Origin of the sequence: Streptococcus handemini, from assembly GCF_040984445.1 — a bacterium.
In the GTDB taxonomy this organism is placed as follows: domain Bacteria; phylum Bacillota; class Bacilli; order Lactobacillales; family Streptococcaceae; genus Streptococcus; species Streptococcus handemini.
Genome location: NZ_JBFRYH010000056.1, coordinates 1 through 14,783 on the forward strand (window position 1 = coordinate 1; position 14,783 = coordinate 14,783).

10 protein-coding genes are annotated in these 14,783 nt (G+C 41.4%); 7 read left to right on the top strand and 3 right to left on the bottom strand.

Annotation, left to right across the window (positions count from 1 at the left end):
* From ABPH35_RS08460 to def, 3 genes are all read right to left on the bottom strand, one after another.
* Window positions 1–209: helix-turn-helix domain-containing protein (locus ABPH35_RS08460; protein WP_368849466.1), on the bottom strand; the 209-nt coding region annotated here is incomplete at its 3' end.
* Between the two features lie 99 nt (window positions 210–308).
* Window positions 309–770, bottom strand: a complete 462-nt coding sequence (locus tag ABPH35_RS08465; RefSeq protein ID WP_349989317.1) for an SP_0198 family lipoprotein — start codon at window positions 768–770, stop codon at window positions 309–311.
* Between the two features lie 102 nt (window positions 771–872).
* Window positions 873–1,487 (bottom strand): peptide deformylase, encoded by a 615-nt coding sequence (gene def, locus ABPH35_RS08470; protein WP_368849727.1) that lies wholly within the window; start codon window positions 1,485–1,487, stop codon window positions 873–875.
* Between the two features lie 131 nt (window positions 1,488–1,618).
* Here def and ABPH35_RS08475 point away from each other — a divergent pair, with 131 nt between their 5' ends.
* From ABPH35_RS08475 to ABPH35_RS08505, 7 genes are all read left to right on the top strand, one after another.
* Window positions 1,619–2,344, top strand: a complete 726-nt coding sequence (locus tag ABPH35_RS08475) for a pseudouridine synthase (protein WP_349989315.1) — start codon at window positions 1,619–1,621, stop codon at window positions 2,342–2,344.
* Between the two features lie 377 nt (window positions 2,345–2,721).
* Window positions 2,722–4,467 (top strand): SpaH/EbpB family LPXTG-anchored major pilin, encoded by a 1,746-nt coding sequence (locus tag ABPH35_RS08480; protein WP_349989314.1) that lies wholly within the window; start codon window positions 2,722–2,724, stop codon window positions 4,465–4,467.
* A gap of 128 nt (window positions 4,468–4,595) precedes the next feature.
* Window positions 4,596–5,747: an MSCRAMM family protein gene (locus tag ABPH35_RS08485; protein ID WP_349989313.1), complete on the top strand. Its 1,152-nt coding sequence runs from the start codon at window positions 4,596–4,598 to the stop codon at window positions 5,745–5,747.
* Complete coding sequence (locus ABPH35_RS08490) at window positions 5,734–6,606, top strand: class C sortase (protein ID WP_349989312.1); 873 nt, start codon at window positions 5,734–5,736, stop codon at window positions 6,604–6,606. Before ABPH35_RS08485 ends, ABPH35_RS08490 begins: the two co-directional genes overlap by 14 nt.
* Window positions 6,599–7,429, top strand: coding sequence for a class C sortase (locus ABPH35_RS08495; RefSeq protein ID WP_349989311.1), 831 nt, complete (start codon window positions 6,599–6,601; stop codon window positions 7,427–7,429). Before ABPH35_RS08490 ends, ABPH35_RS08495 begins: the two co-directional genes overlap by 8 nt.
* Window positions 7,430–7,431: 2 nt before the next feature.
* The gene (locus ABPH35_RS08500) at window positions 7,432–13,158 is read left to right on the top strand and encodes a SpaA isopeptide-forming pilin-related protein (protein WP_368849728.1); all 5,727 of its coding nucleotides are present in this window, start codon (window positions 7,432–7,434) and stop codon (window positions 13,156–13,158) included.
* Between the two features lie 199 nt (window positions 13,159–13,357).
* Window positions 13,358–14,710, top strand: coding sequence for a uracil-xanthine permease family protein (locus tag ABPH35_RS08505; RefSeq protein WP_405054572.1), 1,353 nt, complete (start codon window positions 13,358–13,360; stop codon window positions 14,708–14,710).
* Window positions 14,711–14,783 lie beyond the last annotated feature (73 nt).

Below are 14,783 nucleotides of genomic sequence, written 5' to 3' on the forward strand. Positions count from 1 at the left end.
TCTTTTAACTCAGACGAATAGTGTTTCCAAGTTCGACTCTCCTTAAGACCGTCTATACCGAACTCCTCATATTTCATTTTCCAAGACTGGATTGTTTGATGATCGACCTGATAGTGTTTACTAAGTTGGGTAAGCGACTGTTCTTGGTGAAGTAATAAGCAAACAATTTCTAACTTTTCTTCTACTGATTTTGGACTTCTTTTGGACATGTGAAAACTCCCCTTATAGTGTCTAGTGAATTTTGGTTTTTTCACTGTCTACTATATGGGGAGTATATCAGTTTATCTAGTCTGGGATTTCTTATCTTCTTATTGTTTGGTCAAGACAATAGTATCATTCCAGTCATCTTGACTGATGTCTTCAATGGTTAATTGATTTCCTTCCAAGAAATAGCGTTCCGTATCATCACCAATGATAATGCGTTGGTTGGTCGGGTCAATCGTAACATTCTTGATTTCTTTTTCTCCGTCAGGTTCTACCTGTGTCCAAGTTCCAGTTGTTCCTGTGATGACAAGTGTCACTTGATCTTCTTCATCGTGTCCGATGTAGGTACCGTCAAGCTCACTTGTTTGAGCAGGAGCGTTAGCCGTGGTAGCAGAAGAAGCATTGGCAGAGCTACTAGCTGTCGCTGATGATTGAGAAGTCATAGCTTCTGAACTAGGAGTCGTTGAACTAGCAGGAGTAGCTTGATTGGTTGTAGATGAGCAAGCAGCAAGGAGTAGTCCAAGAGCTGTTACAGTTGTAAATGAAAATAATTTTGTCAATTTCATGAGTGTTTTCCTTTCTGTTTATCATTCCATTATACGGCTTTTTTACGGCATCAGCAAGATTTTTGCTTATAAAAAAGACGGGAAGCCCGTCTTTTTTATATCTTACTCGATGACCAACATTCCTTCTTTGATGGCAAATGGATGTTCTGGATTGATCCGATCATAGAACATGATGCCATTGATATGGTCAATCTCATGTTGGACCACAATGGCGTTAAAGCCTTTGAGTTTGATGCGGTGTTTTTCACCGTTTTTATCGAAATACTCCACCGTTACACGCGCATGACGGACGACGTATCCAGGTACTTCGCGGTCAACAGACAGGCAGCCCTCTCCGCCTTCCATTGCGGCTTCCTGAATCGAATGAGAGACGATTTTAGGATTGTACATAATTTCTTCTAGGGCGTAGGCCTGAGATGGCGGATTTCCTTCTTCATCTTCCGGATTTGGGACAAGAACCGCAATGATGCGCTTTGATACATCAATTTGTGGTGCAGCAAGTCCGACTCCACCACGAAGTTTCAGCTTTTCTGCCATAACAGGATCCTGTGAATGTTTGAGGAATTGCAGCATTTTTTCACCCAAAATCACTTCTTGATCAGACAAGGGGAGTTGGACCTCTTCAGCCACCTTGCGTAGGGTGGGATGTCCTTCACGGATAATATCATCCATATCGATCAAATGGCCAGCTTTTGTTAAACGTTCAATTACAGACATAGCATTCTCCTTTTTCTCATTGATAACTATACCATAAATGGGCTCAGAAAGAAAGTTTGAGGAGCGTTTTAGAAAATGCGGTTGCTTGTATAGTGGAAAAATTGTATCATAAAAGAAAAGGAGAGTAGAAGATGCGTTTGGATAAGTTTCTAGTGGAATGTGGTTTGGGTTCACGGACAGAGGTCAAAAAAATCCTCAAGTCAGGCAAGGTTATGGTCAATCAAGCCGTAGAAAAATCTGCCAAGGCTCAGATTGATGAAGTGCGGGATGAAGTCGCCTATCAAGGACAGATCTTGCGTTATGAAAAATTTGTTTATTATCTTTTAAATAAGCCTAAGGGCGTGATTTCAGCGACGGAAGATGCCAAGCACCAGACGGTTCTCGATTTGCTAGATGATACAGCTCGGCAAAAGGAGGTCTTTCCAGTCGGGAGACTGGATATCGACACGCATGGTCTCTTGCTCTTGACCAATAATGGGGCACTAGCCCACGAGCTTTTATCTCCCAAAAAACACGTGGACAAACTCTATCGAGCTGAGGTTTCAGGAATTATGACTGCAGAGGATGTAGCTCGATTTGCTCAAGGGATAGAATTGAAAGACTTTACCTGTCAACCAGCTGACTTGGAGATTGTCGCGATGGATGAAGAAAGTCAAACATCGCTGGTTTACATCCGTATCGCAGAAGGAAAATTTCACCAAGTCAAGCGGATGGTAGCGGCTTGTGGAAAAGAGGTGATGGATTTGCAACGGATCAGTATGGGACCCTTGGTCTTGGATGATACGCTTGCCCTAGGAGCCTATCGCAGACTGACTGCAAGCGAATTGGAAAAACTAGCTGCATTTGGAGTAAAGTAATTAGAGTGAGGATCCAAAATCCTCTATTTTTTTTGCAATTAAATATTTATAATATATAAATGCAAACATCTACATTTAGTTATTCAAAGGAGTAAAAAATGCTGGAAAACTAGCTTATATTGTGGAATTAGACAAAATACAGATGTGTATGCATAGAAGAAGCCATTTTAGAGATAGTTTATTAAAAGTGCAAACGATACCATAGCTGCTATCAGAAAAGATGAAAGTTTAAAAAGTACAGATAATTTGGAAGATTACGAATAATTTAAGTTTATAAAAATATGCATATAAAAGCTTGACGAAAACTCGGGGGGGGGGGCTATAATGAAAGGGTCTTCATATTCACTTAAAAATAAGATAAAAAAGGAGATTTAAACATGAGGAAACAAAAACAGCTTATTCAGCTAGGTGTGTTAGCTGCATTATTAGGTGGCGTTGTTGCCCCTCTGGCCTATCCGTTGTCACCTGTAACGTCAGTAGTGGCTGAAGAAAACGGGGTAGCTACGGCGGAAACTGGAGATTATAGCGATAATACCGATGTCTCACAAACGATACCTGCGAAGACAGAAGTCAATATTCACAAGCTAAAAATGAAAGAGTTCAAAACGCTTTTGGAAAACCCAAATGGTGGAGAATTGACAGAAGCAGGGAAAGCTAAAATCGGAACTGATGTAGAGCCGTTATCAGGTGTCATATTTAGAGCCTACAAAATCACAGATGATAAAAACGATGCTGAATTGCAAGGAAAAACTGAGGCTGAATTGGATGCACTGTATACAGAACATGAAGATTTACAGGCTACCGATGCTCAAGGTAAGACACTTTGGGTAAAAAACAAAGATGACTACAATGGTGAGCATGGGTACTGGGTTATCGAAAAATCAGCTCCTGATACAGTATCTGCAGCATTTGCCGTACCATTCCGTATCAAATTTCCGATGTCCAAATCAGACGGTTCAGGCTTTTTAACAAAAGTTCACGTCTATCCTAAGAACGTGACAGGTGATGAACCAAAACCAGGTAAGGACGTGAAAGAGCTAGGAACTGACGAATCAGGTTACAAGGTTGGTGATGTTGTAGACTTTTTCTTGAAAGGATCTATCCCAACTAATATTCAAGATTACGGTCAATATGAATTTACCGATGAATTGGATAGCCAATTAGATTATTTAAGTGGAGATGGAGCGACTACACCAGTGACTAATCCAGTTGAATCTGTACAATTTGGAGCAACTGGTACACTTACAAATGAGACGGACTATACTGTTACTGTAATTGATCGTAAATTAAGCGTCAAATTGACAGATGCAGGGATTCAAAAAATTGCAGCTGGTGTAGCACTTGACAAACGTGACAAGTACGCTACTCAAAAAGATTTGGACGATGCAAAATCAAATACAGATGACGCACCATTTATCCAAGTGAAGTTTAAAGCACGTATCAACAAGACGGCTGTCATGGGTAAACCAGTTGCCAATAAGACAAAGATTACCTTTAAAAACAATAAAGATGTCAACAAGGATCCAAAAGACACACCGGAAACACCAGAAGTTTGGGTCTACACCGGTGGTAAGAAATTTGTGAAAAAGGATCCGGCAGCAGATAAGGTGCTAAAAGATGCTGAGTTTGAATTGTATGCTGATAAGGCTCTATCTGAGAAAATCACTTGGACACAAGATTTAATCGATGCGAACCAAGATGCAATTGCTGCAAGTAAGTTTAAAAATCCAAAAATTGGAGATGCTGTTGTTTTGATATCAGATGCTCAAGGTCAATTTGAAATCAAAGGGTTGAAGTATGATGCGAAAACGACAAAAGAAGCGGGTGGTATGATTACTCATACAGGTACAGGCGAGAGCAAGTACTACCTTAAAGAAACAAAAGCTCCAGAAGGTTATGTGATTCCATCAGAACCAGTGGAATTTGTGGTGACTAACAATTCCTACTATCAAGATCCTCAGGCAACACAGCTGACACCTGCAGCGGATCAACCGGTAAACAATAACAAACGTCCAAGTATCCCACACACAGGTGGAATTGGTACGATTATCTTCGTAGTAAGCGGTCTTGCCTTGATGGGACTTGCGGTGTTTGGCTTGAAAAAAGATAAAAAACATAACTAATTTCTCATAAAGAATGAAGATATGGAGATAAGAAGAGCAGGTGCTTGTCACCTGTTTTCTTAAGTAGGATTTGGGGAAAGTCCTACTTAAAAAGACATGTATGCTCTGAAAAAGACAGGAGATAAGAGATGAAAATGTGGAAAATATTGGGGTTGTTGCTGACCAGTGTCATGCTCGGCTTGGTCGGTAGAACCACGATGATTGATGCAGAAGAAGCGCTATCAAGGGTTACCATTGTCAGTCCTGCTGGTCAGCTGGATGCCCAGTATCAGGTATTTGATGTTGGAGAAGAGGAGACTTTGGAGAGTCTGCAAGGACGTTCCAAGGAAGTATTGGAAAAAGCTTATCCTTTTGTGGCAACCACTTCTAGCCCAGAAGCAGGTCGGCAGATTGTATCTGTTGGAAAGGGGAATTACTATATCCTTGCCTTGTCTGCTGACAAGCAGCAGATACGACAAACTATCGCTCCCATGGTGGTACGAGTGACGGATGTTCATCAGAATCATTTGCTCTATGCCAAACCACATCATCCTACTGGAGATGGCGAACTGTTCAAATATGAGCTGAAAAAAGGAGCAAAATCCCCTTTATCAGGAGTGGTCTTTACTCTGTATAATCAAGACGGACAGGCTGTTCGAGTGAAAGGTGGACGTGCCACTCTCGACGCTGATGGTATTACAGAATTAGAAACGGATGCAGCTGGTTTGATTCACATTGCTGGTCTAGTAGAAGGTACCTATACCTTTAAGGAAACCAAGGCTTTACCAGGTTATCGGTTAACCCAACGAGAATTTGTGTTAACCATTAAGGCAGGAAGAACCAGTAAGGTGGAAGTCGAAAATATCCCAACGGAAGAAGGAGGGATTCGTTTTCGCAAGATTGCTCCAGAGAAGAAATCTTTACGAGGAGCTGTATTTGATGTATTAGATCGTAAAAAGCAAGTCATCGGTCGGGTGATATCAGGAGAGGATGGTTATTTTGAGGTGACCGGACTTTCTTATGGCGAGTATTTCCTCAAAGAAGTAGAAGCGCCTATCGTAGATGGAGTGAGCTATCAGTTGTTGGAGAGGGCGGTTCCCTTTGCCATCACCGCTACATCCTACACTGATGGCACCATTCTTGAGATTGTCAATCAGCCAACTCCCCCGTTTCCTGGATTGCCCCCTCTTCTTCCTCGTACAGGTGAAGAAATGATGAGTTGGTTAGCCTGTATCGGTGGTGTAATTGTAGCCGTAGTCTGGTTTACTAGGAGGAAAACGCAAAACGATGAGAAAAAGTAAGAAAAAGCGCCTTTCCTTACGGCAATTCTTCTTCAGTCTCATCTTTCTGGCTGGTTTAGGAGTTCTAGCCTTTCCCTTGGTTAGCCAATACCTATATTATCGTGCCTCTATTGTCCAAGTCACAGCCTTTGATGAGGGTGTTAAGCAGATTGATCGTTCTGAAATTGAACGTCGCCTTCATCTGGCAGAGGCCTATAATGACTCTGTTGCAGCAGGGAGCGATATTCAGATAACCGATCCCTATTCGGAAGAAGAACGCAAAGAAGGCTTGAAAGAATATGCCAAGATGCTCGAAGTCAATGAGCAAATTGGGCATGTTCGTATCCCCAAAATCGTAGAAGATTTACCCATCTACGCTGGAACAAGTGAGAATGTGCTTCAAAAAGGGGTTGGACATCTGGAAGGGACCTCGCTTCCTGTCGGCGGAAATAATACCCATGCTATCTTAACAGCCCATCGTGGTCTTCCGACAGCTAAGCTCTTTACCAATCTGGATAAGCTAGAAAAAGGCGATAAGTTTTATATCCATAATATCGGCGGAACTCTCGCCTATCAAGTGGATCAGATTACAGTTATTGAACCGTCAGATGTGGAGAAATTGGCTGTTGTCCCAGGTCATGACTATGTAACCCTCTTGACCTGTACGCCTTATATGGTCAATAGCCATCGGCTTTTGGTTAGAGGTCATCGAATCGAGTATGTTGAAGCTATTGCAGAAAAAGAAGAGGCAAGTTTTAAGGAAAATCAGCTCTATAAAGAATTATTCTACGGTACCTTGGTGTTGCTCATCATCTTATTGATTTTGTTCATTCGCTTGTATCGTAAACAGAAGAAAGTGAAGAAGGAGAAGGATGCGTAAGCGAAATCGACGGAAAAAAGGAAAGACCTTTTTGGTTCTAGTTTTTATTCTAGGTTTTCTTATCATGCTTTTTCCGATTGTCAGCCAGATTAGTTACTACTATGCCTCCAAGGTCACAGTTCATGAGTTTGAGACGCAAGTTTCTAGCCTTGATACGTCTGAGATTGATCGGCGCTTGGAGTTGGCTCAAGCCTACAACGAAGTCCATCAATTTCAGGAAAAAATTTACGATGTATTTACCCAAAAGCAAAAAGAAGGAGTTCGGGAATACGCACGGATGTTGGAAATCAATGAACAGATTGGCTATGTAAAGATTCCCAAGATCGCTCAAGAAATCCCTATTTATGCCGGTACCAATGAAGCTGTTTTACAAAAAGGAGTTGGGCATTTGGAAGCGACCTCGCTTCCGATTGGTGGTAGAAACACCCATGCAGTCTTGACGGCTCATCGAGGTCTTCCGACTGCTCGTCTGTTTACAGACTTGGATAAGCTGGGAAAAGGCGACGTTTTTTATGTGCGCAATATCAAAGAGAACCTGGCTTATCGAGTAGTTTCTGTCAAAGTGGTGGAGCCAAGTGATCTAAAGTCCATTGCCGTTGAAGAGGGAAAGGACTATGTGACCCTCTTGACTTGTACGCCCTATATGATCAATAGCCATCGTCTCTTGGTAACAGGAGAGCGGACAGAGTACGTGGCAGAAGAAGAGCACTCTGAGCAAGAAAAAACCAGTCAAGCAAATCTCTACAAACACCTTTTTTTGGGGAACATTGTGTTGATTGCCCTCTTTCTATGGGGGATAGGAAAGTATAGAAAGAAGAAATAAGTATGACGAGAAAACGATTTTTAAGCTTAGTATCGATCCTATTCCTCCTGTTTCCGTATGGGGAAGGCGTGGTAAGTGCTATCGAACAGGAAGGAAGTCCAGGAGTAGAGCAGTCAGCTCCTACCCCTCCAGTTGATTCTCTCCTAGAATCTCCAGTAGGAGAGGGGTCAGGGGTTACTTCTCCTCAGGAAGAGAATCAAGAGCCACGAGAAGCGGCTGAACCAGTAGCGCCGACGAGTCAGGAGTCAGAAATGGCACCAACCTCCAAACCAGATAGTGTTCCTGCTGTTCAAGGGGCTATTGAGAGTCTAGATGGCTGGTGGACTGCTATTACAACTAAGAGGATTGAGTTAGGCAAGGTCAGCCTTCCTGTTAAGATAGGGGACTTTGAGCAGCAGAGTCAGCTAGAGATGAAAGAGATTGCGACTGATGCAGATGGTAGCAAGAAAGTCATTTGGTACTATCGCAGTCACATCGTAGGCAACGATAGCAAGACAGTCAGCCAACTCAGAAACTATTTTTCAACGACGACAGACTCAGGACTGGGTGCGCCAGTCATCACCTCTATCCAAAAAGATGGCCAAGAGGTGCTGGGAGATCGGACGATTGACAAGGAAAACAAGTCCTTGAATAAATCAATCGTAGAAAAGGTAACTGCTCCTGAAAACGGGGACTATCTCTATACCATTGAAACCCCTATCCTAGCCTTACGAGATCTGTATGCTTTGGATATCCATAGTGTACATGAGGCAAGTGTTAAGAAAGACGATGTGATTATCAATGGTGATGAAATACGAACAGCCGAAGAAAAAGAGGATGTCAATCTTATTTCGACAGCTCGTGTCTTTATCCAAGGTGGTGGAGCCTTGTTTGACCCGGCAGGGACAGGTTTACCAGAAACGCACGTCCGTTCGTTTGGATCACTTGAGGAAAATAAGCTGGTGGCTGGGGACTACACAAAGCCGAATGAAATCCGCTGGAGCGCTTCGCAGCTCAATACGACAAGGGATAAGCAGACGGTGACCTTTGACTTGAGTCTCGATCCGAGCCAGAAGCTTAAACGGGTTAAAATCTATACCTATAAGCCGGCGAAAAATGGCTACCAGCTAGACAATAGTCAGGTTTTAAAGGATGTCAATTTAGCAGAACTTCGCATTTCTGATTTACCAAGTGGTTGGCTAGCTCAAGCTGAGGTACTGGCTGAAGTAACAGACGATAGTGTAACGCATAGCGTCCCAAATGCAGAAATCAAGAGTGCAAAAAATAAGGGAGAAAGTAGCGTTTTTCGTGCTTCCAATGAAAGGGTTGAACGTTGGTGGGAAACTATTATCAACAATAAATTTGACCTAGGCAGTTACTCTGCACCATTTAAAATTGGAGATTATGAACAAAAGTCTAACTTGTTTAAAAAAGATATTGTCACTAATCCAGACGGGACAAAAAAAATTATCTGGACATATCGAACTCACATATCAGGGAATTCTGGTCATGTAGTTTCAAACTTAAAAACCTACTTTTCTACGACAAAAGACTCGGGTCTAGGAACTCCTGTTATTACCTCTATTAGAAAAGACGGAAAAGAGATTTCTAAAACGACGGTTTTTACAAGAACTACTGACCCACTTGCAAAATCAACTACGGAGAATTTAGATAATCCGAGTGATGGAGAATATGTCTACACAATTGAAACTCCGATTGAAGCTGTTCGTGATTACTACGCTCTTGATTTCCATACCATTCAGCATGCTAATCTCAAAAAAGGAACAGAACTTAGCTATGGTGGTGTGACGACCATTGTAGATAAAAATAAAACAATTGATATTCCGTCTACTACACGTTTGCTATTATGGGGAAGTGAAGAGCTACTCTATCCCGGAGGAGATATGGATACTCCTTTTGTGTCGTCACAAGGAAGCGGCAATCATCTTGTAGCAGGAGATTATATTTCTGATACGTCTATCCGCTGGATTGGGTCGGAGGTAAATAACTCTAATACACCAAAAAATATTACTTTCAACCTAACGCCTGATAGTAGTCAGCGTGTTAGAAGTGTAAAAGTTTATCAATATCGCCCAGGGGCAAATGGTTACGAACTAGCAAACACTCAGACACTGCGTACCGATGAAACTAATATTGCTGTACCTACTCTTCCTGTTGGTTGGATTGCTCAAGCAGAGGTAATTACAGATGTAACTAATGAAAAAGTCAACCATAAAGTAGAAGGGGCAGAATTAGAAGGACTAAAGACAGACTTGACCATTGAAAAAAGCTGGCTCGATAATGCGACACCTGTTGAAACCAGTTTTACCGTCCGTCTAAATGGACAACCTAATCAAGTCGTAAGTATGAACGCTAGTGAAAGACGAAAAGTCGTGCAAAATGTATCGAAGTTTAAGGTGGCAGCAGACGGCAGTCGCCAGCGTGTCCGTCACTATGTAGATGAGAACGTGCCAGAGGGTTATTATGTTGCTTATAGTGGCTCAGATGAAGAAAAATTGAATTATTTCTTTGCTAATAGAAAATCTCTAATTGATAATAAACCAAGCGGTAATAGTCAATGTGATGATTATGGTTTAACTAGGGTTGTTGGTTTAGCTCGTGATAGTGCTGGTAGGGATATCGAAACATCAGAAATTGATATTGACTACTATACTGTTGAAAATGCTGGGCAAAAAGAATTTTTCTGGGGTGGAGCGATACGTATGTACTTTAAAATTCCAGGAAATGCAAAAGTTGGAGATTATTTTGACGCCATACTTCCTGAAGAATTTACTGTAAATCATACACCAGACCCTAATAATATTTGGACTACCCTGTATCCTGCTGGTAAAGCGGACGCCATTTCTGTTTTTCATATGGATAAACGTCGTATTCGTTTTGTTGTAACAAAAACAGGAGCTAATCAAGGGGAGGATTATACAGGCTGGTTTCAAATTAGTGGGAAACCATTAGAAGGCGGAGGAACTGATATTAATCCAACGTTCTTTAATAATGTTATTTATGTTAATGGTAGAGATGTACGAAGAGATTACGAGTGGAAAAAACGTCGTCGCCTTGTTTTAGGTGGAATACTTCCTGCCTTAGATAAATTTATTGATCCATCAAATCCTAAGGCTCGAACAATTACGAAAGAATTGCATTATGGCAGTGATAATCATTTTGGCTCTGCAGAGGATTGCAACAAATCTATACGAGTTAGAACAACGGCTCACTTTGAACACAATGATGGAGACGAAATTGCAGCAATGTTCCGTAAAGATGTATATGAAGAAGGGCCAGATTATATTACTTGGCAAATATTATTTAACTTACATGGAGAAAACTATATTTGGCTGGAAGATTATTTGATAGACGGTATCGAACTTTATCATGGAAATAACCAGGCTTCTGTTAGTAAAGATATTGAGGTTTATTCAGCTGGACTAGGAAATGGAAAGAATTATAATCCAAACGATATGCGTAAGTTAGATGTAAATGACCGTAAAGTAATGAGAATTGAAGGAAGGACAAGAACGGGAAATAGAGATGCCCCTTGGATTGTAAACGGGCCAAATTCAACTTTTCCAATTCATAAACAGTATGATAATGCTTATGATAAAGACGGTAACTATATTGATAGAACACATTATAATAGAACTAGTCATTATATGCTGGCTTTTAAATTTGAAAAACCTGCTTTAAATAAGCGTGTATTAGTAATTAGGGTAAAAACTAAGAAGGTGCAGACAAAAGATATTTACAGAGATAACTTTATTCACACAGGAAATGGAATATTAGAAGGAGGAGGAGCTCGTAAATACAACTACTGGGCTAGGAAAGAGGGTCTTGGATTTTCAGGCGATTTATCTTTAGTTCCTAAACAAACCTACAATTATAAGTTTAAAAAACTAGGAAATACTAATGGAGCAACAAGTCCTCTTGCCAATGCAACCTTTGCTCTATCTAAAATTGTTCATGACCAAAATTTAAATAGAGATATAGAATCTCCTGTTGGCAATGCAACTTCTAATGCTCAAGGATTGATTGAGTTTAGTGGCTTATTACCTGGTGTTACTTATACTTTCCAAGAAGTTTCTGCACCAACTGGTTATACTATGGAAAATACTAAGCACACCTTGGTTGTAGCAGCAAATGGGCAAATCACAATTGACGGACAAGCCTATAATCCAAATCAACTCAAGGAAATTGTCAATCAGAAAATTCCAAGTGCAAGTCTTGATATCAAAAAGACTGATGCAAATACAGGTCAACTCCTAGCAGGAGCAGCCTTCCGTCTGCAAGGTCCAAATAACTATAATGTTGAACTTGGAAAAGAGCTTGCTCTTTCTCAGTTCCGCTTTGAGAACCTCGCAGCTGGAGATTATACTTTGACAGAAAGTAGAGTTCCGTCAGGTTATACGGGTGTGGGAAATTATCACTTCACTGTTGGAGCAGATGGACATATCACTCAAAAAGCTGGAAATCCAGCGACTATCACTTCAACATTGACTAATAATAATCTATCTTTGAATTTGATAGTTCCAAATAGCAAAGAACCAGACCAATACCGTCTAAAACTCCAAAAAGTTGATACGAACGGCAATGCTCTAGCCAACTCTCGTTTTGAAATTTTAAATGAACAAAAAGAACGTTACAACGGCTATGTGGCTAATATAGATTCAAATGGATTTACTTTTGGGAATGCTCCTGTTAAAAAAATTGTACCAGGGCTGTACTACTTGCGAGAAGAAACAGCGCCAGCTGGTTATATCAAAATTAAAGAAGACATTCCATTTCGTATCTTAGATAACGGTAGTGTTTGGGTATCGCCACAATTTGAGGACATGGTGCAAGTGACACGTATGACGGGTAATGATTCGGATACTTTTTGGATAAAGATAAAAAATGAAAAGCCTAAGATTAGTCTAAAAAAGGTCTCTGCTACCGATGAGAACCAAGTTTTAAGCGGTGCTGCCTATACCTTGTATCAGAGTGATGGTCGAACAGAAGTAGCAACGCAAACGACAGATGATAGCGGTCTAATTACCTTTGAGAACTTGGCCCTTAATACAACTTATAAGCTGAAAGAAAAAACAGCTCCGGCAGGTTACTTACTCAATGAAACTATGTACGAGTTACGGGTCTCAACAGATGGAACCATCACCTTGACCAATGCAGATAAACTTCTCCAAGTAGATAGCGCACGTACGGGTTACTTAGCAGTTATTGCCAAGGATCAGCCTGTACCAAAATACCGTTTGAAAATTGTAAAGGTAAATGAGTCTGATGAAAAAATCACAGATAATAAAACTCGCTTTACTTTCCGACAGACAAAAGATCCTAACTCTCCCGTTATAGACGGGCAAACAGCGACGCTTACACAAGAGGGTGGAGGGGTATTCCTCTTTGATAACAGAGGTAATAAATTTGGTAGTGGAGTTTATTATATCCACGAAGAGATTTCACCGACAGGTTACGTTGCTCTACCAGAGCCGATTGAACTGACCATCTCTGAAAGAGGGGAATTTTCTGTTCAGAAAGCCTATAAGGATATTGTTCGATTGACAAAAGAAGAAGGAACAGACGTCATAGAAATTAAAGTGAAAAACTTTAAGCCTGGAGAATTTCCTCATACAGGTGGTATCGGTATGGGTATCTTCATCGTGACAGGTTTGAGTTTGATGGTGATTTCAGGATTCTTCCTCATGATGAGACAGAAACCTTCTAGAGCAAGGAGAAGACGTGCGTAAGAGGTCTATACTGGCTGAAACAAGGAAACTTGTCAGCCAGTATTTTTACGATGGGAAGAAAAATGAGGTCATCTCACTTGAAAACTAGCCAAATGAAAGATTTTGTGGTAGACTAGTACAAGCATAGGTTTTTAAACTCATCCTGTGAGGTGAGAAAGACAACTACGGAATAACGAAGGCCTATGACTATGATTGTTATATGGGCCTTTTTGTGTGCCCAGAAGGAGGATGTATGAAAGATTCAGTTCGCTTATTGCTCGATGTAGATGAGAAACCGTCATTTGGGCAAGGGATTTTACTCAGTTTCCAGCATGTGTTTGCCATGTTTGGTGCAACGATTTTGGTGCCTTTGATTTTGGGCATGCCGGTATCTGTTGCCCTCTTTGCCTCAGGTATGGGAACCCTGATTTACCAAGTTGCAACCCAGTTCAAGGTACCTGTCTATCTAGGCTCATCTTTTGCCTATATTTCTGCGATGGCACTTGCCATTAAGGAAATGAATGGGGATGTGTCTGCTGCTCAGACAGGGGTCCTCTTTGTTGGTTTGATCTATGTGCTGATTGCTGCCTTGGTTAAAGTGGTTGGAACCAAGTGGATTGATACTCTCTTGCCACCGATTGTCATTGGTCCGATGATTATTGTGATTGGACTTGGTTTGGCAAACTCGGCGGTTACCAATGCAGGATTTGTAGCAGACGGTGACTGGCGCAAGGTTCTTGCAGCCATTGCGACCTTCTTGATTGCAGCCTTTGTTAATACCAAAGGAAAAGGCTTCGTGAAGATTGTGCCTTTCCTTATTGCCATTATCGGTGGGTATATGGTAGCCTTGGCGCTTGGCTTGGTTGATTTTACACCCGTCCTTGAAGCTCCTTGGCTTGAATTGCCACGTTTTTACTTGCCATTTCAGACAGGAGTCTTTGAACAATACAGGCTCTATTTCGGTCCAGAAATGTTAGCTATCTTGCCGATTGCTGTTGTGACGGTAGCAGAGCATATTGGGGACCACACCGTCTTGAGCCAGATTTGTGGTCGTCCATTTTTGAAAAATCCGGGGCTAAGTCGGACCTTGATTGGAGATGGGGTAGCAACAGCTGTATCTGCCTTCATCGGTGGTCCTGCCAATACAACCTACGGTGAAAATACAGGAGTGATTGGAATGACTCGCATTGCCTCTGTATCAGTTATTCGCAACGCAGCCTTTATCGCTATAGTCTTTAGTTTTCTTGGAAAATTCACAGCGCTGATTTCGACCATTCCAAGTGCTGTTCTAGGTGGAATGTCGATCTTGCTGTATGGTGTCATTGCAAGTAATGGCTTGAAAGTTTTGATTGAAAGCCGTGTGGACTTTGGACAAGTTCGCAACCTCATTATCGCCAGCTCAATGTTGGTCTTGGGACTTGGTGGTGCTGTCTTAAATATCGGGGCAATCACCCTTTCAGGAACAGCGCTGAGTGCGATTGTGGGAATCATTCTCAACTTGATTTTGCCACGTGAAGCGCACGACAAACGCATGAAGAAAGTTTCGTTTTCAGATAACAGTTTCATAAACTAAGCTCGAATCCTTTGCTATACTAGAGATAGTGGAGGATTTTGTTATGAATGAGATACTGGATTTCTTGATAGGT